Below are 26,242 nucleotides of genomic sequence, written 5' to 3' on the forward strand. Positions count from 1 at the left end.
CGGCTCAGCCGTGGGTGGGGAAGCCCAGGTTCACGCCGTGCTGCTGCGGCCACCGTGCCGTGACGGCCTTGGCGCGCGTGTAGAACTTCACGCCCTCAGCTCCGTGCACGTGCGTGTCGCCGAACAGCGAGTCCTTCCAGCCACCGAACGAGTAGTAGGCCATCGGCACGGGGATCGGCACGTTGATGCCGACCATGCCGACGTGCACACGCCGCTGGTACTCGCGGGCAGCGAGGCCGTCACCGGTGTAGATCGCGGTGCCGTTGCCATAAGGATTGGCGTTCACCAGTTCCAGCGCGTCCTCGAACGTGTCGGCGCGCACGACCGTCAGCACCGGCCCGAAGATCTCGTCGGTGTAGATCGTCATGTCGCGGGTGACGTGGTCGAACAACGTCGGAGCGAGCCAGAAGCCATCCGAGTGTCCTTCGGGCGCGTGGCCGCGGCCGTCCACGACCAGCGACGCACCGGCCGCCTCGCCCGCGTCCACATAGGACCGGACGCGGTCCCGGTGCACGCCGGTGACGAGCGGGCCCATCTGGGCGGCGGGATCGGTGCCCGGCAGCACGGACGGGTGCAGGTCGCGGGTCCGCGAGGCGATCTTCTCCACGAGCGCGTCGCCGGTCTCGCCCACGGCGACGACGACCGAGATCGCCATGCAACGCTCGCCGGCAGAGCCATAGCCGGCCGAGACAGCGGCGTCGGCGGCCACGTCGAGGTCGGCGTCGGGCAGCACGACCATGTGGTTCTTGGCGCCGCCGAGGGCCTGCACGCGCTTGCCTGCCGCGGTGCCGCGCGAGTAGACGTGCCGTGCGATCGGGGTCGAGCCGACGAACGACGCGGCGGCGACGTCCGGGTGGTCCAGCAGCGCGTTGACCGCGAAGGCGTCGCCCTGCAGCACGTTCAGCACGCCGTCGGGCAGCCCGGCCTCCTTGAACAGCTCGGCGAGCCGGAGAGAAGCCGACGGGTCGCGTTCGGAAGGCTTCAGCACGAAGGTGTTTCCGCAGGCGATGGCGATGGGGAACATCCACATCGGCACCATCACGGGGAAGTTGAACGGCGTGATGCCTGCGACGACACCCAGAGGCTGCCGGAACGAGTACGCGTCGACTCCGCGTGAGACCTGCTCGGAGTGCTCGCCCTTCAGCAGTTGCGGGATGCCGCACGCGAACTCGACGACCTCAAGGCCGCGCTGCACCTCACCGGCCGCGTCCGACAGCACCTTGCCGTGCTCGGACGTGATGATCGCGGCGAGCTCGTCGCGGTGCGTGTGGAGCAGGTGGCGGTACTCGAAGAGGATGCGCGACCGCGTCGACAGCGACGACTCCGACCAGGACTGCGCTGCCTTCGACGAAGAAGCGACAGCGAGGTCGACGTCGGCCTGCTCCGCCAGCACGACCTGCGCGGCAACGGAGCCGGTAGCCGGGTTGAAGACGTCGGACTTGCGAGACGACACCCCCGTGGTGCGGGCGCCGTCGATCCAGTGGGGGATGGTGCTCAACGCGTGCCTCCTGGTGGGGCGGTCGTGTTCCGAACGACGAGCGAGGGATTGAGGAGATGGCGCACGGGTTCGGTGCGCTCTTCACGAACGCGCTGCAGAAGCGCGTCAGCGGCCAACCGGCCGAACTCGGCACGGGGCTGGTCGATCGTGGTCAGCGAGACGTGGCGCAACGCTGCCAGTGAGGTGTTGTCGTACCCCACAACGGAAACATCGTCGGGAACGCGCAGTCCGGCGTCTTCCAGAGCCGAGATGGCGCCGACGGCGTTGAAGTCGTTGCAGGACAAGATGGCTGTGGGCAAAGCATCGTCGTCGATCAACGAACGGATCGCGCGCGCTCCAGCCGCGTCGGTGTACTCGGACGGCACGACCTGCGGCACGAGCCCGTGGGCTTCCATCGCGGCGACGTATCCGCGCCGGCGAGGTCCGGACTGACTGCCTTCGCCGCCGTCCAGATGCGCGATGCGCTTGTGTCCCAAGGAAACCAGGTGGTCAACGGCCAGTCGTGCGCCCTGCTCGCCGTCGTCGTTCACTGTATCCACAGTGGACACACGAGACGACCGGGCGACCAGCACCACAGGAAGTTGTTCGGCTGCTTTGCCGATAGCGGTCGCCGGCACGACGGGCGACAGCAGGATCAACCCGGCAGGGCGGAAGGACAGCAGCGATTCCAGGGCACGGCGTTCGCGAGCGGGCGAGCGGCCGCCGGTGTTGATGATGATGTCGAACCCCTGCTCGCGCGCCACCTCGTCGATGCCGTCGACGACCTCCGCGAAGAACGCGTTGTGCAGGTCGGACACCATCACGCCGAGCACCGTCGACGTGCGCGAGGCCAGCGATCGCGCCATGGCGTGCGGGGAGTACCCCAGCTCCTCCGCGGCCTTCAGAACAGCGGTGCGTCGCAGCTCGCTCACCTTGGGTGAACCGCGCATCACCAGTGACACCAGTGCGCGGGACACGCCCGCCCGCAGAGCGACGTCTTCCATCGTCGGCCTGACCACCTGGAACCACCTCCCCTCACGTCACGGAGTGGAAACCCACCCTTGACACCCGTGTGATGGAAGCTACAGGGTTAGAGCGCTCCAACCAATAGAGCGCTCTAACACATCTCGGCGATGAACAGGGGAAACCTGCGATGCGGATCGGAGTAGCGGGTGTCGGCAGGATCGGCACCATGCATGCGACCAACCTCGCCGCACTGGATCGAGTCGACGAGGTGCTTCTCTTCGACCCGGTACCCGGCAGGGCAGCGCAGGCGTCGGCCGAACTCGCCGGGACCAAGGCGGTGGACGACCTCGACACCCTCCTGGGCAACGTCGACGGCGTACTGCTCGCCACCCCGACGAACACCCACCCGGACATGCTCCGCGCGGCCATCGCGCAGGGCGTCCCCACGCTGTGCGAGAAGCCGATCGCGAGCGACGTCGCCGAGATGGCCGCGCTGATCGCGGACGTCGAGAAGTCCGGCGTCGAGGTGCTCGTGGGCTTCCAGCGCCGGTTCGACCCGGCCGTCTACGAGCTCCACCGCCGCATCCGCGCGGGCGAGGTCGGCGACATCTACCTGGTCAGGGCCGTCGGCAACGACGCGAACCCGCCGGACTTCTCCTACCTGCCCGCCTCCGGTGGCATCTTCCGCGACTTGCTGATCCACGACCTGGACTGCGTGCCGTGGCTGGTCGGCCAGCCGGTGGTCGAGGTCTACGCGAGCGGCTCGGTCCTGGTGCACCAGGCGTTCGCGGACGCCGACGACGTGGACAACGCCGTCGTGATGCTGAAGTTCGAGGGCGGCGCGCACGCCACGCTGGCCGGCGGACGGCACGACCCGGTCGGCTACGACCACCGCATCGAGGTCCTGGGCAGCAAGGACTCCCTGGTCGCGGGCGTCGACGCGCGCACACCGCTGAACTCGCTGGAGCCCGGCGGTCACGTGGCCGGACCGGACGCCTACCCCGGCTTTCCCGAGCGCTTCCACCGCGCGTACGTCAACGAGATGAACCTGTTCACGCAGGTCATCAAGGGCGAGGTCGCGAACCCGTCGCCGGCGCGAGAGAGTTTGATCAGCCTCCGCCTGGCAGAAGCTTGTGAGCAGTCGCGCCGCAGTGGCGCACCGGTGAGGATCGAGGGGAACTAGGCATGGCGAAGATCGCTGGGGCACCGATCTCCTGGGGCGTGTGCGAGGTTCCCGGCTGGGGCGAAGTGCTGCCCTCGGACACGGTTCTCGCCGAGATGCACTCCCTGGGCCTCACCGCCACCGAACTCGGCCCGCCCGACTACCTGCCGGCCGACCCCGAAGCGTTGAAGACCCTGCTGGCGGGCCATGAGCTCACACTGGTCGGCGGCTTCCTCGCGGTCACCCTGCACACCGGCGTCCAGTCCACTCTGGACGAAGCCGATCGCGTCGCCGCGATCCTCAAGGCCGGTGGCGCCGAGGTCCTGGTGCTCGCCGCCGCGACCGGGCTCGACGGTTACGACGAGACACCGAAGCTCACCGACGACGAGTGGAACACCCTCGTCGCCACCTGCGCGAAGATCCGGGAGATCGCCGCCGGGCACGGCCTCAAAACCGTGCTGCACCCGCACGTGGGCACCCACGTCGAGCGGGAGGCGGAGGTCGACAGGTTCCTCGCGGACTCCGATCTCCAGCTCTGCCTGGACACCGGCCACCTCCTCATCGGTGGCACGGACCCGGTCGAGCTGGCGCGCCGCTACCCGGACCGGATCGGTCACGTGCACCTCAAGGACGTGCGTGACGAGATCGCGGCGAAGGTGCGCAGCGGCGAACTCAGTTACACCGATGCCGTGGAACAGGGCATCTACGTGCCGCTCGGGGACGGCGACGTGGACGTGGAAGCGCTGGTGAAGCTCGTTCAAGAGGCGGGTTACACCGGTTGGTTCGTCCTGGAGCAGGACACCCAGCTCAAGGACGGAAGTCCAGTGGACAAGCCACTGAAGGACACCGGGCGCAGTCTCGCGCACCTCAGCAAGATCCTCTGAAGGGACTGGAGACGATGAAGTCTCGTCTGGTCATCCGCGCGGGCGTTGCTCTCGCCGGTGTTGCTCTACTCGCCGCCTGCAGCGGTCCCACGGGAACCAACACCTCAAACACGCAGAACAACAGCGCACCGGCCACCGGGGACCTCAAGGTCGCCGTCATCACGCACGGCACCGCGGGTGACGCGTTCTGGAGCGTCGTGAAGGTCGGTGCCGAGGACGCGGCCAAGCAGCTCAGCGTCGGCGTCACCTACAACTCCGACGGCGACCCCGGCGCCCAGGCCAAGCTGATCGACAACGCCGTGTCGCAGAAGGTCGGCGGCATCGTGGTGTCGATGGCGAACCCGGACGCGCTCAAGACCTCCATCGAGAACGCGGTGAAGGCCGGCATCCCGGTCATCACGATCAACTCCGGCAGTGCGAAGAGCGCGGAGTTCGGCGCCATGGCGCACGTCGGTCAGGAGGAGTCGATCGCCGGTGAGGAAGCCGGCAAGAAGCTCAAGGCCGCGGGCAAGACCAAGCTCCTCTGCGTGATCCACGAGGCCGGCAACTCGGGCCTCAACCAGCGCTGCGACGGTGCCCGCACCGGCTTCGGCGGCGCGGTGGAGAACCTCCAGGTCGACATCTCCAACCCGACCGACATCGAAGCCCGCATCAAGGCCAAGCTGCAGTCCGACACCGCTGTCGACGGCGTGCTGGCGCTCAACCCGCAGGTCGCCGTGAACGCGGCCTCCGCGATCAAGGGCGCGGGCTCGAAGGCGCAGGTCGCGACGTTCGACCTGAATGCCGACGTGGTCAGCTCGATCAAGGCCGGCGAGGTGCTGTTCGCCGTCGACCAGCAGCAGTACCAGCAGGGCTACCTGCCGATCGTGATGCTGAAGCTCTTCAAGGACAACGCCAACACCCTCGGTGGCGGCAAGCCCGTCCTCACCGGTCCCGGCTTCGTCGACAAGTCCAACGTGGACAAGGTCGCGGAGTACGCCAAGAACGGCAAGAGGTAAGGGAGAGGCGGGGAGATGACCGTGACGGCCACAGCTCCACCGGCTGCAGACGAACGGCTGAGCAAACCCAGGGCGATGGATCAGCTGATCAAACGCCCGGAGATCGGCGCCATGCTCGGCGCACTGCTCGTGTTCCTGTTCTTCTCCGTGGTCACCGAGCAGTTCCTGAGCGTGGGTGGTGCGGCCACCTGGCTGGACGACGCCTCCATGCTCGGCATCATGGCGGTCGCGGTGGCGATGCTCATGATCGGCGGCGAGTTCGACCTGTCCGCCGGTGTCATGACCGCGTCCACCGCGCTCGTCACGGCTCTCCTCGCCACCCAGCTGGGACTCAACGTCTGGCTGGCGTTGCTGGTGTCGCTCGCCTTCGCACTGGCGGTGGGCGCGCTGAACGGCTGGCTCGTGATGCGCACGGGTCTGCCGAGTTTCATCGTGACGCTGGGAAGTTTCCTGGCGTTGCAGGGCCTCAACCTGGGCATCACGCGCCTGGTGACGGGAAGCGTGCAGGTGTCGGGCATGCGGGAGGCGGCCGGCTACGAGTCGGCCGGCTTCCTGTTCGCCTCGACGTTCCAGATCGGCGGACAGAGCTTCTACGTGTCGATCATTTGGTGGGTCCTGTTCACCGTGATCGCGTCAACGGTGTTGATGCGCACCAAGTTCGGCAACTGGATCTTCGCGATCGGCGGTGCCGCGGTGAGCTCACGCGCGGTCGGTGTGCCGGTCGTGCGGTCGAAGATCCTGCTGTTCATGACGACGGCGTTCGCCGCGTGGCTCGTGGGCTCGATCAACATCCTGCGGTACGCGAGCGTGCAGGCGAACCAGGGCATCGGCCTGGAGTTCCAGTACATCATCGCGGCGGTGATCGGCGGGTGCCTGCTCACCGGTGGCTTCGGTTCCGCGGTGGGTGCGGCGATCGGCGCGCTGATCTTCGGCATGGCCCGGCAGGGCATCGTCTACGCCGGCTGGAACAGCGACTGGTTCCAGCTGTTCCTCGGCGTGATGCTGCTGGCCGCCGTGCTGGTGAACAACATGCTGCGCCGCCGAGCGGAAAGGGTCAGGCGATGACGTCCCTCATCGAGACCGAGAACATCGGCAAGACCTACGGCAGCGTCATCGCGCTGAGCGATGTGTCCACCGTGGTCAACGCGGGTGAGGTCACCTGCGTGCTCGGCGACAACGGTGCCGGCAAGTCGACCCTGATCAAGATCCTGGCCGGTGTCCATCAGCACGACCAGGGCTCGTTCAAGGTCGAGGGCGAGGAGATCCGCTTCTCGTCGCCCCGTGAGGCCCTGGACCACGGCATCGCGACCGTGTACCAGGACCTCGCGGTGGTGCCGCTGATGTCGGTGTGGCGCAACTTCTTCCTGGGCTCGGAACCGACGACCCGCTTCGGTTTCCTGGACCGCAAGAAGGGCAAGGAGATCACCAAGAAGGCGTTGTCCGACATGGGCATCGACCTCCGTGACGTCGAACAGCCGGTCGGCACGCTGTCCGGTGGCGAACGGCAGTGCGTCGCCATCGCCCGCGCCGTGCACTTCGGCGCCAAGGTGCTGATCCTGGACGAACCGACGGCCGCGTTGGGCGTGAAGCAGGCCGGAGTGGTGCTCAAGTACGTGGCCCAGGCACGTGATCGTGGCCTCGGCGTCGTGCTGATCACCCACAACCCGCACCACGCCTACCCGGTCGCCAACCGGTTCCTGCTGCTCAAGCGCGGCCGTGCGCTGGGCAGCTACGAGAAGAACGAGATCGACATCAACGAGCTGACGCGCCAGATGGCCGGCGGTGCCGAGCTGGAAGCGCTGGAGCACGAGCTGCGGGGTGCCGAGGCGTGACGTCTCTCGAAGTGCTGACCGTGGGCCGGGTCGGGGTGGACCTGTACCCGGAGCAGTCCGGGGTGCCGCTGGCCCAGGTCAGCACGTTCGCCAAGTCGCTCGGCGGGACCGCGACCAACGTCGCGGTCGCCGCCGCGCGGCTCGGCCGTCGTGCCGGTGTCCTCACGAAGGTCGGCCCGGACGGCTTCGGCACCTACGTTCGTGAGGCGCTGGAAGGCTTCGGGGTGTCGTCGAAGTACGTCGGCACCTCGCCGGACCTCCTGACACCGGTGGTGTTCTGCGAGCTCAACCCGCCCGCCGACCCGCCGTTGCTGTTCTACCGCTCGCCGATCGCGCCGGACCTGACCATCGGCGAGGACGACGTGCCGTGGTCGCTCACGCGCGAAGTCCCGTTGTTGTGGGTCACCGGCACGGGTGTTTCCGCCGAACCCGCGCGTGCTTCGCAGCGGATGATGCTCGCGAACCGGGCTCGCAGCGGGCACACCGTGCTGGACCTGGACTACCGGCCGATGTTCTGGCCGGACGTCGAGACCGCGCGCGCCGAGATCAGCTGGATGCTCGACCACGTCACGGTCGCCGTGGGCAACCGGACCGAGTGCGAGATCGCGGTCGGCACGTCCGACCCCGACGAGGCCGCCGACCGGCTGCTGGCGCGCGGAATCTCGTTGGCGCTGGTCAAGAAGGGCGCAGAGGGCGTTCTCGTGGCCACGCCGGAAGATCGCTGGACGGTCGAGCCGAACCCGGTCGAGGTCGTCTGCGGACTCGGCGCCGGTGACGCGTTCGGCGGCTCGGTCGTGCACGGCCTGCTGTCGGGCTGGGACCCGGTGAAGATCGCCCGCTACGCCAACGCGGCCGGCGCGATCGTCGCCTCCCGGCTGGCCTGCGCCGACGCGATGCCCGACCAGGAAGAGATCGAGGAAATGCTGTGATCACCGACGGCCAGTGGCGCGAACTGTTGTGGCGGCGGGCTGAGGATCCCGGCTCGATCAGACGGGCCTACCAGGCGCGCAAGCGGCGCAACTCGTTGCTGAACGGCAAGTCCACGCTGTTCCTGGTCGCGGCGGACCACCCGGCGCGCGGTGCGCTGGGCGTCGGCGGTGACCCGATGGCGATGGCCGATCGGCGCTCGCTGCTGGCCCGGCTGCTGACGGCGCTGGCGAACCCCGACGTCGACGGGGTGCTCGGCACGCCGGACGTGATCGAGGACCTCCTTCTGCTGGACGGCCTGAACGACCGCGTGGTCATCGGCTCGATGAACCGCGGCGGCCTCGCCGGTGCGGACTGGGAGATCGACGACAGGTTCACCGCGTACGACGCCTCGTCGATCGCGACGTTCGGGCTCGACGGCGGCAAGATGCTGCTGCGCCTGGTCGACTCGGACCCCGGCACGATCCCGACGCTGGAAGGCTGCGCGCGAGCCGTCACCGAACTCGCCGAGCACGGCCTGATGGCGATGGTCGAACCGCTGCCGTACAAGCGTGACCACAACGACAAGCTGGTGCTGCAGAAGGATTCCGCGGCGCTGTCCCGCGCGTCGGCCGTGGCTGCCGGGCTGGGCTCGACCTCCGCCTACACCTGGCTGAAGCTGCCCGCGCCGGAAGAGCCGGAGATCGTGCTGGACACCACCGCGTTGCCCGCGCTGGTGCTCGGTGGTGTGCCGTCCGCGAACCCCCAGGACGACCTCGCGTCGTGGGGCCGATCGCTGGGCCATCCGACCGTGCGCGGCCTGGTCGTCGGCCGGGCGTTGCTCTACCCGCCGGACGGTGATGTCGCTTCCGCCGTTGCCGCCGCCGCCGAAATCCTGCGCACCGCGAAGGGAGTCACGGAATGAGCCTGCACCGTCCACACGGGACTCTCTCGACCTCGACCGACGTCATCCACCTGACGCCAGAGGACGCGAGCTGGACGTACACCGGTCTGCGCGTGCTGCGGATCGAGGCCGGCTGGGTGCGCACGATCGAGACCGGCGAGTTCGAGGCGTTCGTGCTGCCGCTCGCCGGGTCGCTGACGGTCGAGGTCGACGACGAGCGGTACGAGCTGCAGGGCCGTGAGTCGGTCTTCACCCGCGTCACGGACTTCGCGTACGTCCCGCGCGACGCCTCGGTCAAGCTGTCCTCTGTGGACGGCTGCGAGGTCGCGCTCCCGATGGCGCGCTGCGAGAACCGCCTGACGCCGAAGTACGGACCGGCCGACGGCGTTCCCGTCGAGGTGCGCGGCTCCGGCAACGCGACCCGCCAGGTGACGAACTTCGGCGTGCCGGGCGTGTGGGACCACGCGGACAAGCTCAACGCGTGCGAGCTGATCACCCCGGACGGCAACTGGTCCTCGTACCCGCCGCACAAGCACGACGAGTCCGAGCCGTGCGAGGTGAACAACGAGGAGATCTACTACTTCCGCATCGCCGACCGGGACCAGGTCACCCCGTCCCGCACCGGCTTCGGTTTCCACCGCACGTACACCGACGACGGCGCGATCGACGAGGACGTGACCGTGCGGGACGGCGACGTCTTCCTGATCCCGCGCGGCTATCACGGTCCGTGCGTGGCAGCGCCGGGATATCCCATGTACTACCTGAACGTCCTGGCCGGTCCCGGCGACGAGCGTTCGATGGCGTTCTGCGACGACCCGGCGCACACCTGGATCCGGGACAGCTGGGCGACGCAGGAACTCGATCCCCGTTGTCCCGTCACGACTGCCGAAGGGCGGGTCAAGTGAAGCTCACGACCACGCAGGCACTGGTCCGCTGGATGCTGGCCCAGCGCACCGAACTCTTCGACGGCACGCAGGCGCCGCTGTTCCCCGGCGTGTTCGCGATCTTCGGCCACGGCAACGTCCTCGGCCTCGGCAACGCCCTGGAGGAGGTCCGCGACCGCATTCCGGTGTGGCGCGGGCACAACGAGCAGGGCATGGCCCTCGCCGCCGTCGGCATCGGCAAGGCCACCCACCGCCGTCAGGTGGGCGTCGCCACGTCGTCGATCGGTCCCGGAGCCCTGAACATGATCACCGCGGCCGGTGTGGCCCACGCCAACCGGCTGCCACTCCTGCTGCTGCCGGGCGACACCTTCACCGGCCGCGCGCCGGACCCCGTTCTCCAGCAGGTCGAGCACTTCCACGACCCGACGGCGACGGTCAACGACGCGTTCCGCGCGGTCAGCCGCTACTTCGACCGGATCACCCGCCCCGAACAGCTGCTGTCCACGTTGCCGCAGGTGGCGCGCGTCCTGACCGACCCGGCCGACTGCGGCCCGGTGACCTTGGCGCTGCCGCAGGACGTCCAGGCCGAGTCCTACGACTTCCCCGACGCGCTGTTCGTCCCCGTCGTGCACCGCCCGCTGCGCCAACGTCCCGACCTGCTCGCGCTGGCCGAGGCCGCGTCGGCGATCCGCGAATCTTCCCGCCCGTTGCTGGTCCTGGGCGGCGGAGTCCGCTACTCGGGTGCGGCAGGCCGAGCCCTGCGGTTCGCCGAACAGCACAACATCCCGGTCGTGGAGACCACGGCGGGCCGGACGCTGATCCCGCACGAGCACCCGCTGCACGCCGGTCCGCTGGGCATCACCGGCTCGACCTCGGCCAACGTCCTGGCAGGTGAGGCCGACCTGGTGATCGCCGTGGGCACCCGCCTGCAGGACTTCACCACCGCGTCCTGGACCGTCTTCTCCCCGGACGCCCACCTGCTCTCCCTGAACGCGGCCCGCTTCGACGCCGTGAAGCACGGCTCGTTCGCCCTGGTCGCCGACGCCGACGAGGGCCTGCGCGAACTCACCGACGTCCTCGGTTCCTGGCAGGCCCCGGCGGACTGGTCGGGCCGCGCCCAGTCCGAACGCACGAAGTGGGACGCCCACATCACCTCGCTGCGCACACCGTCCACCGCTCTCCCGACGTACGCCCAGGTCGTCGGCGTCGTGAACGACGTCAGCGAACCCACCGACTACGTCATGACGGCATCAGGCGGTCTCCCCGGCGAACTGATCGGCGGCTGGCGCGCCACCGGCGAGTCCACAATGGACGTCGAGTACGGCTTCTCCTGCATGGGCTACGAACTGGCCGGCGCCTGGGGAGCCGCGATCGCGCACACCCAGGGCGTCGTCACGACGCTGCTCGGCGACGGCTCGTACCTGATGCTGAACTCCGAACTCTTCTCGGCGGCCTTCGCGGGCCACGGCTTCGTGGCCGTCGTCTGCGACAACGACGGCTACGCCGTGATCCACCGCCTGCAGACGGGCCAGGGCGGCGCGGGCTTCAACAACCTCTACGCCGACTGCACGACCGGCCACTCCGAACCCCCGCGCACCGACTTCGCCGCCCACGCCGCGGCGATGGGCTGCGCGGTCTTCCCCGCCGACTCGCTGGCCGATCTGGAAGGCGCTTACCGCAAGGCCCGCGAGGTGGCCGTCGCCGAGAAGCGGCCGGCCGTGGTCGTGATCCGCACGCACCCGTCGTCGTGGACCGAGGCCGGAGCCTGGTGGGAGGTCGGCGTGCCGGAGGTCTCGCACCGGTCCGAGATCGCCCAGGCCCGTGAAGAAGTGCTGGAGGGCAAGTCCAAACAGGTCCGTTACCTGAGCTGAACTCCAACAGCGGATACCGCTGGACGGATGAGATCACGAGGATGACCCTCCGTGAGCAAGCGGATGTTCAGGCTCGGCGCGTTCGCCCTGGTAGCACTCGGCGTCGTCCTGGTGCTGCCGCAGACCGCTCCGCGATCGGCGGCGCTGCTGCTCCTCGGCGGGGTGCTGATCGTCGCGGGTGGTGCGCTGGGCTGGTATCAGGTCAGGGACGGCCAGGTCGTCGACCGGTACCGCCTCGCCGTCGAGCACCTCGGCAGTGACCAGGCCGAGGTCAGGCTCGGCGGCCTCGACGCGCTGGAACAGATCGCGAAGGACTCGCCGAAGAGCCGGCAACTCGTGGACGACACCCTCGGGGACTTCCTGCGCGAGCGATCTCCCTGGACGGCCGCGGAGCCGTCCGGCCCGGTCGTCAGGAGCCAGGACGTCGAAACGGCTCTGGCGATCCTCACCCGGCGGCCCGGTGTGCAGGTCGACCTGTCCCACGTCGATCTTCGCGGTATCGACCTGGGCAAACAGGTGCTCGCGGGGGCGGTGTTCCGCCGGTCGAACCTCGCCGGCGCCCGGCTGCTCGGAACGTGTCTGGACCGAGCTGTCCTCGACGCCACGGACCTTCGTGACGCGAACCTGCGAGGAGCCTCCCTGCGTGAGGCGTCGCTGCGGGTCGCCTGCCTCGAAGGCGCCGACCTCCGCGCCGCCGACCTCACGGACGCGGACCTGCGCGGCGCGGACATGCGCGCCGTCAACCTGGACAAAGCCGTCCTGACCGGGGCCAGGGTCAACCGCGGGACGCTGTGGCCGCCCGACTTCACTCCCGCCCGTGTCTCTGCGTCGCTGTTCAGTGACTGAGATGCCTCACATCCGGGAACAACACGCCGACCCGCACCCCTTGAATGATTCGTAGCCCTACGAAACGTTCTGAGGGAGCTTCCCGTGAGCTTGCTGTTCTCCCCGCTGACCCTGCGCTCGGTCACCCTGCCCAACCGCATCGCGGTCAGCCCGATGTGCCAGTACTCGGTGACGAAGGAAGACGGCGTGCCGACCGAATGGCACCTCGTCCACCTGGGCTCTCGCGCCGTTGGCGGCGCCGGGCTGGTCATCGCCGAGGCCACCGCAGTCGAGCCGCGCGGCCGGATCTCGCCGCAGGACGTCGGCATCTGGAACGACGAGCAGGTCGCGGCCTGGAAGCGGATCACCGCGTTCATCAAGGAGCACGGCTCGGTGCCCGGCATCCAGCTCGCGCACGCCGGCCGCAAGGCGATCGGTGACTGGGTGCCGGTCGCGCCCACGACAGAGCCGTTCCCCGGCGGTAACACGCCGGAGAAGCTCGAGAACCACACTGGGATCGTGAAGGCGTTCGTCGACGGCGCGCTCAGGGCGATCGAGGCCGGTTTCGAGGTCCTGGAGATCCACGCGGCCCACGGCTACCTGCTGCACGAGTTCTACTCGCCGCTGACGAACGAGGGCAGCATCGAGGAACGCATCGCCCCGGCCGTCGAGGTCACGGCTGCGGTGCGTGCGGCGGTCGGCCCAGACGTGCCGGTGATCGTGAGGATCAGCGGCACCGACTGGGTCGACAACGGCTGGACCGCCGACGACAGCGTTGTGCTGGCACAGGCGCTCAAGGCCGCGGGTGCGGACCTGATCGACGTGTCCAGCGGCGGCAACACCGCGCAGGCGGACATCCCGATCGGGCCCGGCTACCAGGTGCCGCTCGCCGAAGCGGTGCGACGCAAGGCAGACGTGCCCACGGGTGCGGTCGGCCTGATCACCGAAGCGAAGCAGGCCGAACAGATTCTGACGGACGGTTCCGCCGACCTGGTCCTGCTCGCACGCGAACTGCTCCGCGACCCGTACTGGCCGCTGCACGCGGCACAGCAGCTGGGTGTGGAGATCCTCGCGCCGAAGCAGTACGCCAGGGCGTTCTGAAAGAGCCCTCAGAGTTCAAGGGCTGGGTGCCGGCGAACCGGCCACCCAACCCTTGAACTCCGAAGGCTGAATTCAGCGACGGTAGTCGTCGTAGTCGTCGTACGGGTCGTCGTGTGGCTCATCGCCACCACTACTCCCGTTCGGCGACCTTTCATCAGTCGACAGCTCGCGCTGCAATGCAGCGAAGTCGGTCTCATGAGAGCTGTATTTGAGCTCCCTGGCGACCTTCGTCTGCTTGGCCTTAGCTCGGCCGCGCCCCATGGCTCGACCCCCTCGCACAGGGACGGGGGCGGCCGGGGGAACGGCGGCCCCACTCGTCTCGACAACTGATTCCTGGTAACTACCGTACCGTGCCGATGGGGTTCCTCGCGACGCGGTAGGCGTGACACGTACCGCCAAATCTCGTGGCCCCCCTCGCGTGGAAGGATGCACACGTGCCCAGACCGTTCGTCGCCTACCTACGGGTGTACGAACCGTTATCGGTATTGGACGCACCGCTAGCTTCCAAGGTCGAAAAAGCCCTGGAAGAGGGCCCTGTGCCCCGGTCGGAGGTAGGTGACCGGGAACGGGAGCTGTGGTTGCGATCACAGTTGGGACGAAAGCTCCTCCCGGGCGAGTCCTTCGACGTGATGACGATCAGTCCGGCCGAGGTTCCGACCTCTGAAGCGGCCCGTGTCGGCCCGGGGCCGCTCGTCTGCCCCCTTGATCTCCGGGCGAGGTCCGCCGCCGCTCTGGTGGGCTTCCTGGCCACCGCGCCGCCGATCCTGCAGGACGCGGCCCTCAACCTCTCGCCGGAGACGGTCCGGGCGCGCGCGTCCTCCGTGATGGCCGAACTCTCCGCGGGCGCGGTCCACGTGATCTCCACGACCTGGACGGTCCCGCTGCCGTGGTTCGCCCTCGTCGACCCCGCCCAGCGCCGCGTGGTGCTGGCCAGCGCTCAGGACGACCCGGAACGGCAGGTGTCGTGGCGCGTGGCGATGGCCGACGCCAGGCGACGGGTCGCGCGGGCGCTCAAGGTCGTGAAGGGCTCACTGGGCGAGGACGGCCCCGCCAAGATCCTCTCCGACACCGGCCGCTGGCTGGAGCACTTCCACCCGCACTCGGCCGTCGAGCTCGACTACGGCGGCCTGGTGCAGCTGCTGGAGGACAAGGACCTGCTGGAGGACACCTCCGCGGCCGACGTGAACGCCATCGTGGACGCCCTCGAGGCGGACGACGCCGAGGAGGTCGCGCTGCGCTACGAGACGCTGCGTGAGTTCTGGGGCGAGCTGGCTCGCAGAGAACGCCACGGCTGAATCAACACCCGCGCGACCACGGCTGCCACCGCCGCCAGGAGCATCGCCGCAGGCCATGCCACGTGCACCGCGACGAAGCTCGCGACGAACGGGGTCACCGCCGCGCTCAGGTAGTTCGCCGAGTTCTGCATGCCGATCGCGGTGGCACTGCGGCCTTCCGGGGCGAGCTCGCCTGCCTCGGTGACCGCCAGCCCGTTCCAGCACAGCGCGAACAGGCTGGTCGGGACGAGGGCGGCGATCAGCAACGGCAACGGCGCCTGATCCAGCGCCGCGACCAGCACGAACCCGCCCGCCGTGGCCACAGAGATGATCTTCAGCGGTCCGATCCGGCTGCGCGCCCGGTCCGACCACACGCCGACGGCCAGCCGTCCGGCCCCGCCGAGCAGCTGGGCGACGGCGAAGACGGCCGCGGCCGCCGTGACGCTCATGCCGCGGTGTCCGTGCAGCAGAGGCACCAGCAGGGCCGTGGCGGTGAACTGGGGCACCACCAGCAGTCCGCTGGCGAGCGACAGCCGCAGCAGCTTCGGATCCTTGAGCACCAGCCCGTGCTCGGTGCTCGCCCGGATCGCGCCGGGCGGTTCCCTGACCAGCAGAGCCACCGCCAGCGCCACGAAGGCGGTGACGCCGGCGAGCACGACGAACGCCGTGGGAATCCCGGCCGAGATCGCGATCCCCGGCAGGACGGCCGCGGTGAGGGCCGCGCCGAGCGGGGTCGCCGTCTGCCGGACGCCCATCGCGAGGCCGCGCGACTCCCGGCTGAACCAGGACATCACCGCCCGGCCGCTGGCCGCGTTGACGCTGGCACCGAACAGCCCGGCGCCGAGCAGCGCGAGCCCGGCGATCCACGCGTTGCCCAACGCCACGGAGAGCAGGCACGCGGCGGCACCCACACCGCCGATGGTCATCACGAGGCGTTCGCCGCGTCGATCCGCGACGACTCCCCACGGCACGAGAGCGATCATCGTGCCGAGGTTGACCGCACCGAGAAGCAGCCCGACCTGGGGCAACGTCAGTGAGAAGTGCTGCTGGAGCTGCGGGCTGATCGCGGGCAGGCCGAGGAACACGGCCGCGTTCGTGCCCTGAGCCAACGCCCCGACAGACAGAACGACCCAGCGGTACCCCATGAGGGCACGCTAGGTCGGCTGCTCAGAAAGTGGAACGCTCGTCTTACCTCTTGGGACGGTGGTGTCCGCGCTCGGCAGCCAGCAGCTCGTCCACCGAGGCACTCCCGCGCTGGTAGCGCGCGGCGATCTCGGCGTTGAGCCGGTCCACGACCACCTGCACCTCGCGCCGGCGCACCGACACGGACGCCTCTTCCGAGATGAGGGTCTCCAGCACGTCGCCGAGGCGATCGTCGGCCAGCGAACTCACGTCGGAGAGGTCCACGTCGGAGATGAGCGCCTCGACGTGCCGTTGATGCGCATCAGCACGTGACGGCTCATGGGTCTGATAGCGACCCAGACCGGTCGCGGGCCCCACGGCGTTCGTGGAGAGGATCGTGGCCAGTTGCTCGACCACGGCCGAGCCACCGGAGCTGCGGCGCTCTTGCTCCGCACGCACGATGTCGATGCGCGCGTGCAACAACCGCCGCAGGTAGGACAGATCTGTCTCTTCCTGCGCGGCCTCGTCGCGAAGTTCGCGCACCTCGACGAGCGGGCGCTGCTCGACGCCCTCCGTGTAGTCGGGGGCGAGCACCCGGTCGATTCGGCGGCGCCCGCCAGGACGCACCTCGATCACGTGTCCATCCTGCGGTAGATCCTCCCTACCCGCCAACACATCCCATGCACCAAACTTGTCTCAAATGTGCACGCCCAGCAGCTTTCGCGCCTCATCAGGTGTCAAAGCGGGTCGCTGGGCGATCTTGGAGAGACCTGCGGCACGTGCCACGAGCTGTGCGTTGTCCCGCACCGGCACCCCCCGCGAGTAGCTGATGGTGTCTTCCATACCCACTCGGAGGTGGCCACCCGCACCCAAAGCGGTGAACATCACGGGCAGGGTCGTCCGGCCGATCCCGGTGGCGGAGAACGTTGCTCCGTCCGGCAGAGCGTTGACGGCCGCGACCAGCGTCGCCGCGTCACCGGGCATGCCGCCGGGCACGCCCATCACGAAGTCGACGTGCACGTGGCCGCCCGCGGGCAGGCCGTGCTGGTCCAGCAGGCGCTTCAACGACGCGAGCTGCCCGATGTCGAAGATCTCGTACTCCGGGACGATCGAGCGCTCCTGCATGCCCTTGTGCAGGGAGACGATGAACTCCCAGCGGTTCATGAACACGTCGTCACCGAAGTTGACCGTGCCCATCGTGCAGGACGCCGAGTCCGGCATCGCCTCCAGCACGCGCAGCCGGTCCGACTCGGGGTCGTGCACCGACCCGCCGGTGGAGAGCTGCACGACGAGGCTCGTTTCAGACCGCAAGGCCTCGACGGTGGCCTTCAGACGACCGAGGTCCAGCGACGGCTTCGCGTCCTCGCCACGGATGTGGACGTGGATCATCGCCGCGCCGACCTGTTCACACGTCTGCGCCGTCGAGACCAGCTCTTCCAGGGTCACCGGAAGCTGCGGGACGTCGGCTTTCGCGTGCTCCGCTCCGGTGGGAGCGACAGTGATCAGCGTGCCCAGGGACATAGGCGCGACTCTAGGGGGTCATCCCCGCAGGTTGCGAACAGCTTCCCGGCCCAATCCGGGCGTGTCCGCGGGCACCGAGTCGGGATCGATTCGTGCCGGAACCTCCCGTTCGGGTGCTCCGGCGACGAGTTCCGCCTCGACCGGTACGGACCGCTTGACCAGCGCCAACGCGATCGCGCCGAGCTCGTGGTGCAACACCACGCTGCCCACCCGGCCGACCACGCGCCCGTCCAGCGTCACCGGGTCACCGGTCTCCGGCTGGGCATCGGCAGAACCATCCAGGTGGAGTAGGAGCATTCGCCTGGGCGGGCGTCCCACGTTGTGGACCTTCGCGACCGTCTCCTGGCCGCGGTAGCACCCCTTGCTCAGGTGCACGGCCGGGTCGATCAGGCCGACCTCGTGCGGGATCGTGCGTTCATCGGTGTCGATGCCCTGGCGCGCCCGCAGCGACTCGACCCGCAGCGCTTCGAACGCGTAGCTGCCCGCGGGGCGTGCGCCGGCGTCCGTGATGCGCTGCCACCAGTCCGCACGTTCGGCCCGCGGGACCAGCAGGTCGACCGCGTTCTGGCCGGGCCACGACGTCCTGCGCACGAAACCCTCGCCGAGCGCGTCCACGTTGGACGGCAGCGGGATGCCGAGCTTCTCCAGGATCGCGGGGGTGTCCGGGCCGACGAGCGTCAGCAGCGCGAACTCCCCGGTGGCGTCGCGCGGTTCCACCTTGGACCAGAAGACCATCTTCTTCAGGTACGCCAGCAGGTCGTCGACCTTCTCGACGTCGAGGAACACCGTGCCGCCGACGTTCGCGACGACCATGTGGTGCTCCAGGCGGCCCTGGGCGTCGAGGATCAGCGCCTCGGTGGCTTCACCCTCGTGCAGCTGTTCGAAGTGCTGGCTCGTCAGCTGGTGCAGCCACGTGAGCCGGTCCTCGCCAGGGATCGCGATCACACCGCGGTTCGAGCGGTCGAAGACGACCGCGGAACGGACGGCGGAGCGTTGCTCGGCGAACGGGTCGCCGTAGTGCCAGGCGACGCCGGCATCCGTGGAATCGTCGGGCGGCGGGACGGCTCCGGGGAGGGTCACTCGGTCTCCTGCTCCTGCGTCAAACAGTCTCGGCACGTGCCGGACAGCGCGAGATGGCTTGCATCAAGTTCGAACCCGTCGCGCTCCCGCAATGTTCCGACCAGAGGGTCGAGAAGCTCACACGGGATTTCCTGGATCGAGCCGCAGACGTGGCACACCAGGTGAACGTGCTGGTGGTCGTCGACCGAGTAGCTCGGGGCGCCGTGACCCAGGTGCGTGTGCCGCACCAGCCCGAGCCGGTCGAGCAGGTCGAGCGTGCGGTAGATCGTCGTGATGTTGACCGTCGGCGCCGTCTCCTGGACGCGCTGACAGATCTGCTCCGGCGTCGCGTGTTCGAGCGACCTGACCGCGTCCAGCACGAGCTGACGCTGCGGCGTCATCCTCATGCCGCGGTCGTGCAGGGTTTTGCGCAGCCCTCTTGCGGTCTCCACATCACTGATGTTAGTAGGCTCGTTCCATGCGCGTGCTGGCACTGCTCGACGGAACCCTCGCTGACCCCGACTCGCCGCAGATCCGCGTCGACGACCTCGGACTCATGCGCGGTGACGGCGTGTTCGAAACGATCCTCGTGGTCGACGGGAAACCCCGCGAACTCACGCCGCACCTGGACCGGCTCGACCGGTCCGCGGCCATGCTCGACATGCAGCCCCCTCCGCGAGCGGAGTTCGAGCGCGCGGTCGAGCTCGTCATCGGCAACTGGACCGGTGGCAGGGAGTTCGCCCTCAAGCTCGTCTGCACCCGCGGCGTCGAGGGCGGCGACGGCACGCCCACCGGTTTCGCGCTCGGCATGGAGATCGGCGCGAAGGTGCTCAAGCAGCGCACCGAGGGCCTGTCCGCGGTGACGCTGGACCGCGGCATCGACGCCGACCTGGCCGACCGCGCGCCGTGGCTGCTGCTGGGCGCGAAGACGTTGTCGTACGCGATCAACATGGCCGCGCTGCGCGAAGCAGAGCGCCGCGGTGCTGCCGAGGTCATCTTCACCACGTCGGACGGCTCGGTGCTCGAAGGCCCGACCTCGACGCTGATCCTGGTGCGCGGCAAGACCCTGGTCACGCCGCCGTCGAAGCTCGGCATCCTGCCGGGCACCACGCAGTACGCGTTGTTCCGCGCCGCCGAGCGCGCCGGCTGGACCGTGCTCGTGGAGCCGATCCAGACCGGCGAGCTCTACGACGCCGAGGGCGTGTTCCTCGCGTCCAGCGTCCGCAAGATCACGCGGGTGAACGTGCTGGACGGCAAGCAGCTGCCCGACTCGGCGGCCCTGCAGGCGGAGTTGCAGGGCCTGTACGAGTCCGAATACTGAGTTAGCGGAGTCCGGCGTCGACCGCGGCCATCAACGGGCCGCGGTCGCCCGACATCTCCCAGAACATCGCGCCCAGCAGGTTCTTCGACTTGAGCCACGCGGTCTTCTTCTGGATCGACCAGGCGTCGTCGAAGGTCCACCACTGGTTGCCGGTGTAGCAGGACGTCGCCACGGCCACCTCGTCGTGGAAGACGGTGCAGTTCGGCACGGACGCGACGAGGTTGGCGTACCCGCGCGTGCCCGACTCCTCCGGGAACTGGCCCGGCGCCGCACCACCCGCGGTCTGCCACTCGCCGTTCTTGCCGCCGTTGGCCACGTTCTGCCAGCCGCGGCCGTAGAACGCGAGCCCGAGCGTGATCTTGCGCGAGGGCACCCCTGCGTCGAGGTAGGCCTGGACGGTGCTCTCCACGCTGAACTTCGTCGTGTAGGGGTCGTCCGGGTCCGGGTAGAGGTTGCCCTGGTGGCCGGTCCGGTTCGGCTCCCACGAGTTGTCGCTGCCGGAGCCGTGGAAGTCGTAGCCCTGGACGTTGAAGATGTCCATCGACTGCGCGACCCGCCCGAGCTCCCAGCCCGCCGCGATCTTGCCGGGGTCGGCCGGGGTGAACGCCGTGAGCTGGTAGCGCTTGCCCGTGGTGGTGCTGTACGCGTCCATCTGCCGGCGGAACTCCTCGATCAACAGGGTGTTGTTGACCTTGTCCTGCGGGCCGAAGTGGTTGCCCGCGTGGCCTTCCGCGCCCGGCCACTCCCAGTCGAGGTCGAAGCCGTCGAAGATGCCCGCCGCGGTGCCGGGACCGCCGGCGCCGTTGTACACGGGCAGGTTGCCCTTGAGGTAGACGTCGATGCACGACGACACGAACTTCTTGCGCGCCGCGTCCGTCGCCGCCACGTCGGAGAAGTACTTGGAGTACGTCCAACCGCCGAGCGAGATCAGCACCTTGAGGTTCGGGTGCTTCGCCTTGAGCTTCTTGAGCTGGTTGTAGTTGCCGCGCAACGGTTCCCAGCCGCTGTCCGCGACGCCGTCGACGGACTGCGCCGCACTCATCGGCCTGCTGTAGTCGGCTTCCGCGTCGCCGGCGCCGTCACCCTGGTTCGGGTCCTGCGGGTTCGGGCTCGTGCCCTTCGTGACGCCGTGCAGACACGTCAGGTTGACCGGGTCGATGTTGCCGAACGCGTAGTTGACGTGCGTCATCTTCGCGGCGTCCATGTCCTTCACGAAGTACTGGCGTCCGTAGATGCCCCACTGCACGAAGTACCCGACACGGGCGTAGCCGCCGACGATGTCACCAGTGCGCTCGTTCAGCGCGTTGCTGGCCGCGGACACGTTGTCGTAGAGGTCCCGTGCTTTGACGGTGAAGGTGTAGTCCGTGGACGGCGAGAGGCCGCTGACGACCGCAGTGGTGCCGGAGACCGTCTGCTTCACGGTCGAACCCACGTAGACGTCGTAGTTCGCGACCCCGCTGTTGTCCGTGGAGGCGTTCCAAGCCAGCGTGACACTGCCCGCGTCCTTCGCCGTCGAACGCAGGTTGCCCGGCGCGGTCGGAGGCGTGGTGTCGTTGGCGGGGTTGTTGGTGGTGACGCTCAGCGCGGCGCTGGGGGCGCTTTGCGTTCCCTTGGTGTCCTTGGCCCGCACCGTGAAGGAGTACGCGGTGTTCGGGTTCAGGTTCGTGATGATCGTGGACGTCGTGGTGGAGCTGCCGACCGGCGTGGAGCCGTTGTAGACGTCGTAGCCGGCGATCGGCAGCGAACCCGGCGTGGAGGCGTTCCACTGCAACGTCACCGTGCGCGTGGTCTTCGTCGGTGCGGCGAGACCCGTTGGCGTGCTTGGCGGAGTGTCCGCGCTGCCGTCGCAGTTCGCGTTGTTGATCCGGCACGTCACCGGGTCGACGTTCGAGCTGATCGAGAACGCCGGGCTGTACGGCTCGGTGCTCGCACCGGCGTTGATGGTCTTGTTGTAGTGCGCAGGAGTGATCGTGACCTGGTTGCCGTTCTGGGCGACGGTGCCGTTCTGGCCGTTGCTCGCCGTGACGCCGTTGGGGAGCGTGAAGGAGATCGACCAGTCGGAGACCGCGGCGGCGGAGTGGTTGCGGACGACGAACTTCGCCGCGCCACCGGCCACCGAGTACTCGGCCGTCAGCCCGGTCGGCGCCGGCGGTGCGGTGCCGCTGCCGTCGCACGCCATGTTGTTGATCGTGCAGGTGGTCGGGTCGGCCGCGGCGCTCAGCGTGAACGTCGGGCTGTACGGCTCGGTGTTGCGTCCGGCGGGAAGGTTGTTGATGTAGAAGGCCGGAGTGAGCGTCACTCTCGTGCCGTTCTGGGTGATCGTCGCGTTCTGGGGACTGCTCGCCGTGACACCGGCGGGCAGGTCGAACTTGACCGACCACCCGTTGAGCGCGGCAGTGCTCGCGTTGGCGACCACGAACTTGCCGGTCGTACCGGTGCGGGAGAAGGTCGCGGTGATGCCCGTGGCGGCGTTTGCAGGGACCGCCAGGGCTAATGCCGCTATCAGAACTGCCAGGAGGGCAGGGATCCGGCGCATGCGGAACTCCAGTTTGGTAGAGATTCCGCGGCGGCTGGGAGTTACGGTATTTGGTCTGGACCACTTCCGTCAACGGCGTGATCCTCAGTCGATCGGACGGAACCTGACCTTCGTGCCCGGCCGCGCCTGCCCGAGAAAACGCAGGTAATCGTTGTCCACCACACCGATGACGGGGTAGCCACCGGTTGTCGGATGATCGTTGAGGAAGACCACCGGCTGCCCGTCCGGCGGCACCTGAACCGCACCGGTGATCATTCCCTCGCTGGGAATCTCCCCGTCACGACGATTCAGTGCCGTGCCCTGCAGTCGCGCGCCGACGCGGTTGCTGCGGTCCGACACCGTCCAGGACCCTTGCCGCAGCTGGGTTTCCGCCTGCTCGAACCAGTCGTCGCGCGGCCCGAGCCGGATCGGGATGACCAACGTTTGCAGTGCCTGGACGGGCGGCACGACATCGGCGCCGTTGGGTGTGTTCGGCTTCCCAAGATGCAGGACGTCGTTGTCCCGCAACGGGTCTGGACCGATTCCGGAGAGCAGGTCGGTCGAGCGGCTGCCGAGTTCCTCCGGTACTTCGATGCCGCCGGAGATGGCGAGATAGCTGCGCAGACCGGTTCGCGGGGTGCCGATCTCCAGCGCTTGGCCGGGTTTGAGGTGGATCGGCTGGTGGGAGTCGGCGAGCCTGCCGTCGACCTCGAGTTCGGTGGACGGCCCGGTGACGGCGATCGTGCAGCTCGTGTTCGCCTTGAGCGCGAGGCCGCCGAGCAGGAGTTCCAGCCCAGCCGCGTCCTCGGGGTTGCCGACGAGGCGGTTGGCGAGCTTGAGCGAGTCCTGATCGAGGGCACCCGACGGTGGCACGCCCAGGTGCGCGTTGCCCGGCCGGCCGAGGTCCTGGATCAGTGCCTGGGGGCCGGTTCTGATGATCGTGACGCTGCGGTTCGTGTCACTGCGGCTCATGCGACCACGAACCTGACCTGGTCGCCCGGCTGCATCAGTGCGGGGGTCTCGGCCTTGGCGTCGAACAGCGTGATCTCGGTGCGGCCGATCAGTCGCCAGCCGCCCGGTGTCGGCCTCGGGTAGGCGGCGGTGAACTCGCCCGCGATGCCGACCGAGCCCTGCGGGACCTTCGTGCGCGGGGAGTCGAGCCTGGGCTGCTGGAGGTTCTGCGGAAGGCCGGTGAGGTAGGCGAAGCCCGGTGCGAAGCCGCAGAACGCGACCTCGTAGGTGGCCTCGGTGTGGAGCTTGACCACCTCGTCCGGGGTGATGCCGGCCGTCTCGGCGACGAGGCCGAGGTCGGGGCCGTCGTAGCTGACCGGGATGGTGATCTCGCGCGGGTGCGTCGCGGGGGCCTTGGTCAGGTCGATGGTCTTCAGTGCGTCCCTGACCTGGTTCAGGGCGCCCTTGACCAGCACCGTTCGGGCGGCCGGAACGAGTTCCTCGATGCCGTCGAGTCGTTCGAGGGCGGCGCGGACGGCCGCGACCTCGCCCAGTGAGTCGACCTCGACCAGGAGCGCGTCGGTTCCGCAGCGCCGCAGAAGCATGCACCCATGTTACGGGGAATCGTGGGATTGTTGAACAATCCGACACGCGAATCGTTCAACAATCCGGCAATCCAGCTGTACGGCGGCCCGATCGTTCAACGATCCGGCAACACCTCTGTCGGATCGTTCAACGATCCAACGATCCTCGCGTCGGATCGTTCAGCGTCACCTGCGTGCCGTTCGGCAACGTCGTGGGCGCCTTGCGCCGCGACCAGTCAGCCGACGATGCGCTTGAGGTGCGCCGACGCGTGCGGCTGCATCTCCTGGCCCATCATGGCGCGCTCCTCGACGTACGCGAGGTCGCCGTTCACCACGCCGTACAGCCGCTGCGCGCCCTTGACCTCCTTGGCCGTGGCGGAGCGGATGATCGCGTCCGTCGCGAACTCCCAGGACGTCTGCGTGCGCACCTTGCCGTAGTACAGCTCCACGATGCCCGTGTTGTGCGTCAGCAGGAGCTCGATCGTGTCGTCTTCCTGCGGACGCCAGAAACCCTGTTCCCTGGCCGCCGGCCGGATGACCTCGCCTGCCTCGTTGAGCAGCCACGACCGCGCCTCGTAGACGAGGAACGGACGGCCGTCGTGGGCGAAGGTGATCTGCTGGCCGAAGCGGAACGGGCCGTCGATCGTCGGGTAGACGATCTCGCCTTCGCCACGCCACACGCCCACCAGCGGGAGGACGCCCAGGAGGGCGTCGTTCAGGTCAGCGCCTTCTCTGAGGTTCGCCGTGTCTGCCGGGATCGGCATGTCGGTGAACTGGGGGAGGTTGCGCTGCTTCGTGGCCGCCGCACGTTCCTCGGCCAGGCGGATGGCCTCGTCGCCGCTGGTCATCGCTGGTCGGAGTAGAGGCGGTAGACGACGTAGGCGGCGAACCACATTACGGCGATCGTCACTAGCACCAGGAGTCCGGTGAAGATGTGTTCCACGGTGGAGAGGATATCTCCCTGGTTGGGACGTGCAGGGTTGTGGTGGTGGAGGACACCGGGGGGTGCGGGCCCTGCCCCGCCTTCGGTGTGCGCGTTCGTTGCGTGGGCCGTCCCCCGGTTGCGTTGGCGGGCGGCGGTTTGTTGTTCGTAGGTGGGTGACCTTGCGGGCGTGTGTGGCGGTTGATTCCTGGGGCTCCGCCCCAGACCCCGCCAATCTGATCAAAAGCCGGGGTCTACGCCACCGGCGGGTTGATGGCACGCCTGTTGCGTTGGGCGGAGTTGCGTTGGTTTGGTGGTTGCGTTGGTGGGGTGGCTTCGTCACGAGTCGAGCCAAGAGCGGGCCACATCAGGGAAGGGGTGTCAACTCGACGAAAAGCGTGTCGAGTTGACACCCCTTCCCTGATGCAGCAAGAGCTGTGGCACGACTCGTGACGAAGCCACCCCACCCAGGCCGCGCGGTAAGGACGGCTCGCCTTCGGCATCGCGTGCGATCGGGGCTTGCCATGACCGCACGCCCGGGCCGTCCGCCCTCACCTTCCCTGCCCCGCAGCCTTCACCCCGCCTGCCTTCCCCCACCTCCCCTTTTCCCCGCCCCGGCCCCGCCCCCGGTCCCGGCTTCGGCCCCGGTCCCGGCTTCGGCTTCGGCTTCGGCTTCGCGGGAGTGTCAGACCCCGTCGCTAGGTTGGGTCGCGGGGGACTCCAAATCCAAGGGGACCCCTGCGCGAGCGTGCGCCGAGACCGCGAGCGCGTGCCGAGACCGCGAGCCTGCCCGAGACGCGGAAGGCCCCGGCGGTGCGAAACCGCCGGGGCCCTCGTCGTACCAACCAGGTCTTGCCTGCCTAGGCGACCGCGATCTCCACCGCGTGCACGCCCGGACCGGAGGCCGACACGGCGGCCTGGCCGTTGCCGGTGCGGTGCAGCGCGCGGACGGTCCAGCTGCCCGGTGCCGCGAAGAAGCGGAAGTCGCCCTCCGGGGAGGTGACCACCTCGGCGGTGAACTCGCCGGTCGAGTCGAGCAGGCGGACGAAGGCGCCGCCTACCGGGGTGCCGTCGGCGAGGACCTTGCCCTCCAGGACGGTTTCCGTGGTCGAAGCGTCGATCGTGCCGCCCTGAGCAGGGGCGCCGCAGCCGTTGGTCATGAG

Annotated in this window: 26 protein-coding genes; 13 read left to right on the plus strand and 13 right to left on the minus strand. The window is 68.7% G+C overall.

Annotated elements, in window-relative coordinates; all coding sequences use genetic code 11:
- Positions 1 to 4 precede the first annotated feature (4 nt).
- Positions 5 to 1,498, minus strand: a complete 1,494-nt coding sequence (locus tag SK854_RS20205) for a CoA-acylating methylmalonate-semialdehyde dehydrogenase (protein ID WP_319976652.1) — start codon at positions 1,496 to 1,498, stop codon at positions 5 to 7.
- Positions 1,495 to 2,496: a LacI family DNA-binding transcriptional regulator gene (locus SK854_RS20210; protein WP_319976653.1), complete on the minus strand. Its 1,002-nt coding sequence runs from the start codon at positions 2,494 to 2,496 to the stop codon at positions 1,495 to 1,497. Before SK854_RS20210 ends, SK854_RS20205 begins: the two co-directional genes overlap by 4 nt.
- 134 nt (positions 2,497 to 2,630) lie before the next feature.
- On the opposite strand from SK854_RS20210, the gene SK854_RS20215 reads away from it, so the two are divergent.
- The 11 genes from SK854_RS20215 to SK854_RS20265 all read left to right on the plus strand — a co-directional run bounded on the left by SK854_RS20215 (position 2,631) and on the right by SK854_RS20265 (position 13,810).
- Positions 2,631 to 3,626, plus strand: coding sequence for a Gfo/Idh/MocA family protein (locus SK854_RS20215; RefSeq protein ID WP_319976654.1), 996 nt, complete (start codon positions 2,631 to 2,633; stop codon positions 3,624 to 3,626).
- A 2-nt stretch (positions 3,627 to 3,628) separates the two neighbouring features.
- Positions 3,629 to 4,489 (plus strand): TIM barrel protein, encoded by an 861-nt coding sequence (locus SK854_RS20220; RefSeq protein ID WP_319976655.1) that lies wholly within the window; start codon positions 3,629 to 3,631, stop codon positions 4,487 to 4,489.
- 14 nt (positions 4,490 to 4,503) lie between these two features.
- Positions 4,504 to 5,487 (plus strand): sugar ABC transporter substrate-binding protein, encoded by a 984-nt coding sequence (locus SK854_RS20225; protein ID WP_319976656.1) that lies wholly within the window; start codon positions 4,504 to 4,506, stop codon positions 5,485 to 5,487.
- Positions 5,488 to 5,562: 75 nt separating this feature from the next.
- Positions 5,563 to 6,552, plus strand: coding sequence for an ABC transporter permease (locus SK854_RS20230; RefSeq protein WP_406601805.1), 990 nt, complete (start codon positions 5,563 to 5,565; stop codon positions 6,550 to 6,552).
- Positions 6,549 to 7,319, plus strand: a complete 771-nt coding sequence (locus SK854_RS20235; protein WP_319976658.1) for an ATP-binding cassette domain-containing protein — start codon at positions 6,549 to 6,551, stop codon at positions 7,317 to 7,319. Before SK854_RS20230 ends, SK854_RS20235 begins: the two co-directional genes overlap by 4 nt.
- Entirely contained in the window at positions 7,316 to 8,248 is a 933-nt protein-coding gene (gene iolC / locus SK854_RS20240) for a 5-dehydro-2-deoxygluconokinase (RefSeq protein ID WP_319976659.1), read from the plus strand. The genes SK854_RS20235 and iolC overlap by 4 nt, the downstream gene beginning before the upstream one ends.
- Positions 8,245 to 9,150, plus strand: coding sequence for a Cgl0159 family (beta/alpha)8-fold protein (locus tag SK854_RS20245; protein ID WP_319976660.1), 906 nt, complete (start codon positions 8,245 to 8,247; stop codon positions 9,148 to 9,150). Before iolC ends, SK854_RS20245 begins: the two co-directional genes overlap by 4 nt.
- Positions 9,147 to 10,034 carry a 5-deoxy-glucuronate isomerase gene (iolB, locus tag SK854_RS20250; protein ID WP_319976661.1) on the plus strand — a complete coding sequence of 296 codons (888 nt, stop codon included), beginning with the start codon at positions 9,147 to 9,149 and terminating at the stop codon, positions 10,032 to 10,034. Before SK854_RS20245 ends, iolB begins: the two co-directional genes overlap by 4 nt.
- Positions 10,031 to 11,884: a 3D-(3,5/4)-trihydroxycyclohexane-1,2-dione acylhydrolase (decyclizing) gene (iolD, locus tag SK854_RS20255; RefSeq protein ID WP_319976662.1), complete on the plus strand. Its 1,854-nt coding sequence runs from the start codon at positions 10,031 to 10,033 to the stop codon at positions 11,882 to 11,884. The genes iolB and iolD overlap by 4 nt, the downstream gene beginning before the upstream one ends.
- A 51-nt stretch (positions 11,885 to 11,935) precedes the next feature.
- Positions 11,936 to 12,730, plus strand: a complete 795-nt coding sequence (locus SK854_RS20260; RefSeq protein WP_319976663.1) for a pentapeptide repeat-containing protein — start codon at positions 11,936 to 11,938, stop codon at positions 12,728 to 12,730.
- An 84-nt stretch (positions 12,731 to 12,814) separates the two neighbouring features.
- Positions 12,815 to 13,810 carry an NADH:flavin oxidoreductase/NADH oxidase gene (locus SK854_RS20265; protein ID WP_319976664.1) on the plus strand — a complete coding sequence of 332 codons (996 nt, stop codon included), beginning with the start codon at positions 12,815 to 12,817 and terminating at the stop codon, positions 13,808 to 13,810.
- 72 nt (positions 13,811 to 13,882) lie between these two features.
- On the opposite strand, the gene SK854_RS20270 is transcribed toward SK854_RS20265, so the two are convergent.
- The gene (locus tag SK854_RS20270) at positions 13,883 to 14,071 is read right to left on the minus strand and encodes a DUF3073 domain-containing protein (protein WP_030477845.1); all 189 of its coding nucleotides are present in this window, start codon (positions 14,069 to 14,071) and stop codon (positions 13,883 to 13,885) included.
- A gap of 173 nt (positions 14,072 to 14,244) precedes the next feature.
- On the opposite strand from SK854_RS20270, the gene SK854_RS20275 reads away from it, so the two are divergent.
- The gene (locus SK854_RS20275; protein WP_319976665.1) at positions 14,245 to 15,105 is read left to right on the plus strand and encodes a hypothetical protein; all 861 of its coding nucleotides are present in this window, start codon (positions 14,245 to 14,247) and stop codon (positions 15,103 to 15,105) included.
- On the opposite strand, the gene SK854_RS20280 is transcribed toward SK854_RS20275, so the two are convergent.
- From SK854_RS20280 to SK854_RS20300, 5 genes are read right to left on the minus strand one after another with little or no spacing between them, the layout of a single operon-like run.
- Complete coding sequence (locus SK854_RS20280) at positions 15,048 to 16,229, minus strand: MFS transporter (protein ID WP_319976666.1); 1,182 nt, start codon at positions 16,227 to 16,229, stop codon at positions 15,048 to 15,050. The two genes, SK854_RS20275 and SK854_RS20280, sit on opposite strands and share 58 nt — an antisense overlap.
- A gap of 43 nt (positions 16,230 to 16,272) precedes the next feature.
- Positions 16,273 to 16,842, minus strand: a complete 570-nt coding sequence (locus SK854_RS20285; RefSeq protein ID WP_093595856.1) for an RsiG family protein — start codon at positions 16,840 to 16,842, stop codon at positions 16,273 to 16,275.
- 60 nt (positions 16,843 to 16,902) lie between these two features.
- Positions 16,903 to 17,727: a BKACE family enzyme gene (locus tag SK854_RS20290; RefSeq protein ID WP_319976667.1), complete on the minus strand. Its 825-nt coding sequence runs from the start codon at positions 17,725 to 17,727 to the stop codon at positions 16,903 to 16,905.
- Positions 17,728 to 17,745: 18 nt separating this feature from the next.
- The gene (gene ygfZ, locus SK854_RS20295) at positions 17,746 to 18,807 is read right to left on the minus strand and encodes a CAF17-like 4Fe-4S cluster assembly/insertion protein YgfZ (RefSeq protein WP_319976668.1); all 1,062 of its coding nucleotides are present in this window, start codon (positions 18,805 to 18,807) and stop codon (positions 17,746 to 17,748) included.
- A complete protein-coding gene (locus SK854_RS20300) occupies positions 18,804 to 19,193 on the minus strand; it encodes a Fur family transcriptional regulator (RefSeq protein WP_177320500.1) in 390 nt (129 codons plus the stop codon). Before SK854_RS20300 ends, ygfZ begins: the two co-directional genes overlap by 4 nt.
- A 71-nt stretch (positions 19,194 to 19,264) precedes the next feature.
- On the opposite strand from SK854_RS20300, the gene SK854_RS20305 reads away from it, so the two are divergent.
- Positions 19,265 to 20,107, plus strand: a complete 843-nt coding sequence (locus SK854_RS20305) for an aminodeoxychorismate lyase (protein WP_319976669.1) — start codon at positions 19,265 to 19,267, stop codon at positions 20,105 to 20,107.
- A 1-nt stretch (position 20,108) separates the two neighbouring features.
- Here SK854_RS20305 and SK854_RS20310 read toward each other — a convergent pair whose 3' ends face one another.
- The 5 genes from SK854_RS20310 to SK854_RS20330 all read right to left on the minus strand — a co-directional run bounded on the left by SK854_RS20310 (position 20,109) and on the right by SK854_RS20330 (position 26,239).
- Positions 20,109 to 22,643 carry a glycosyl hydrolase family 18 protein gene (locus SK854_RS20310; RefSeq protein WP_319976670.1) on the minus strand — a complete coding sequence of 845 codons (2,535 nt, stop codon included), beginning with the start codon at positions 22,641 to 22,643 and terminating at the stop codon, positions 20,109 to 20,111.
- A gap of 84 nt (positions 22,644 to 22,727) precedes the next feature.
- Entirely contained in the window at positions 22,728 to 23,594 is an 867-nt protein-coding gene (locus SK854_RS20315; protein ID WP_319976671.1) for a 5-oxoprolinase subunit C family protein, read from the minus strand.
- Complete coding sequence (pxpB, locus tag SK854_RS20320; protein WP_319976672.1) at positions 23,591 to 24,178, minus strand: 5-oxoprolinase subunit PxpB; 588 nt, start codon at positions 24,176 to 24,178, stop codon at positions 23,591 to 23,593. The genes SK854_RS20315 and pxpB overlap by 4 nt, the downstream gene beginning before the upstream one ends.
- 215 nt (positions 24,179 to 24,393) lie before the next feature.
- Positions 24,394 to 25,005 (minus strand): FABP family protein, encoded by a 612-nt coding sequence (locus SK854_RS20325; protein ID WP_319976673.1) that lies wholly within the window; start codon positions 25,003 to 25,005, stop codon positions 24,394 to 24,396.
- Positions 25,006 to 25,939: 934 nt separating this feature from the next.
- Positions 25,940 to 26,239 (minus strand): DUF1416 domain-containing protein, encoded by a 300-nt coding sequence (locus SK854_RS20330; RefSeq protein ID WP_319976674.1) that lies wholly within the window; start codon positions 26,237 to 26,239, stop codon positions 25,940 to 25,942.
- Positions 26,240 to 26,242 lie beyond the last annotated feature (3 nt).

The organism is Lentzea sokolovensis, assembly GCF_033949975.1.
GTDB classification, from domain to species: domain Bacteria; phylum Actinomycetota; class Actinomycetes; order Mycobacteriales; family Pseudonocardiaceae; genus Lentzea; species Lentzea sokolovensis.

What these genes read in the sequence shown, in the direction of transcription:
- SK854_RS20300 (WP_177320500.1), bottom strand. Translation starts at nt 19,193, where the DNA reads ATGAGGATGACGCCGCAGCGTCAGCTCGTGCTGGACGCGGTCAGGTCG.
- SK854_RS20270 (WP_030477845.1), bottom strand. Translation starts at nt 14,071, where the DNA reads ATGGGGCGCGGCCGAGCTAAGGCCAAGCAGACGAAGGTCGCCAGGGAG.
- SK854_RS20280 (WP_319976666.1), bottom strand. Translation starts at nt 16,229, where the DNA reads ATGGGGTACCGCTGGGTCGTTCTGTCTGTCGGGGCGTTGGCTCAGGGC.
- SK854_RS20315 (WP_319976671.1), bottom strand. Translation starts at nt 23,594, where the DNA reads ATGAGCCGCAGTGACACGAACCGCAGCGTCACGATCATCAGAACCGGC.
- SK854_RS20310 (WP_319976670.1), bottom strand. Translation starts at nt 22,643, where the DNA reads ATGCGCCGGATCCCTGCCCTCCTGGCAGTTCTGATAGCGGCATTAGCC.
- SK854_RS20225 (WP_319976656.1), top strand. Translation starts at nt 4,504, where the DNA reads ATGAAGTCTCGTCTGGTCATCCGCGCGGGCGTTGCTCTCGCCGGTGTT.
- SK854_RS20235 (WP_319976658.1), top strand. Translation starts at nt 6,549, where the DNA reads ATGACGTCCCTCATCGAGACCGAGAACATCGGCAAGACCTACGGCAGC.
- pxpB (WP_319976672.1), bottom strand. Translation starts at nt 24,178, where the DNA reads ATGCTTCTGCGGCGCTGCGGAACCGACGCGCTCCTGGTCGAGGTCGAC.
- SK854_RS20325 (WP_319976673.1), bottom strand. Translation starts at nt 25,005, where the DNA reads ATGACCAGCGGCGACGAGGCCATCCGCCTGGCCGAGGAACGTGCGGCG.
- SK854_RS20215 (WP_319976654.1), top strand. Translation starts at nt 2,631, where the DNA reads ATGCGGATCGGAGTAGCGGGTGTCGGCAGGATCGGCACCATGCATGCG.
- SK854_RS20290 (WP_319976667.1), bottom strand. Translation starts at nt 17,727, where the DNA reads ATGTCCCTGGGCACGCTGATCACTGTCGCTCCCACCGGAGCGGAGCAC.
- SK854_RS20220 (WP_319976655.1), top strand. Translation starts at nt 3,629, where the DNA reads ATGGCGAAGATCGCTGGGGCACCGATCTCCTGGGGCGTGTGCGAGGTT.
- SK854_RS20330 (WP_319976674.1), bottom strand. Translation starts at nt 26,239, where the DNA reads ATGACCAACGGCTGCGGCGCCCCTGCTCAGGGCGGCACGATCGACGCT.
- SK854_RS20305 (WP_319976669.1), top strand. Translation starts at nt 19,265, where the DNA reads ATGCGCGTGCTGGCACTGCTCGACGGAACCCTCGCTGACCCCGACTCG.
- SK854_RS20230 (WP_406601805.1), top strand. Translation starts at nt 5,563, where the DNA reads ATGGATCAGCTGATCAAACGCCCGGAGATCGGCGCCATGCTCGGCGCA.
- iolB (WP_319976661.1), top strand. Translation starts at nt 9,147, where the DNA reads ATGAGCCTGCACCGTCCACACGGGACTCTCTCGACCTCGACCGACGTC.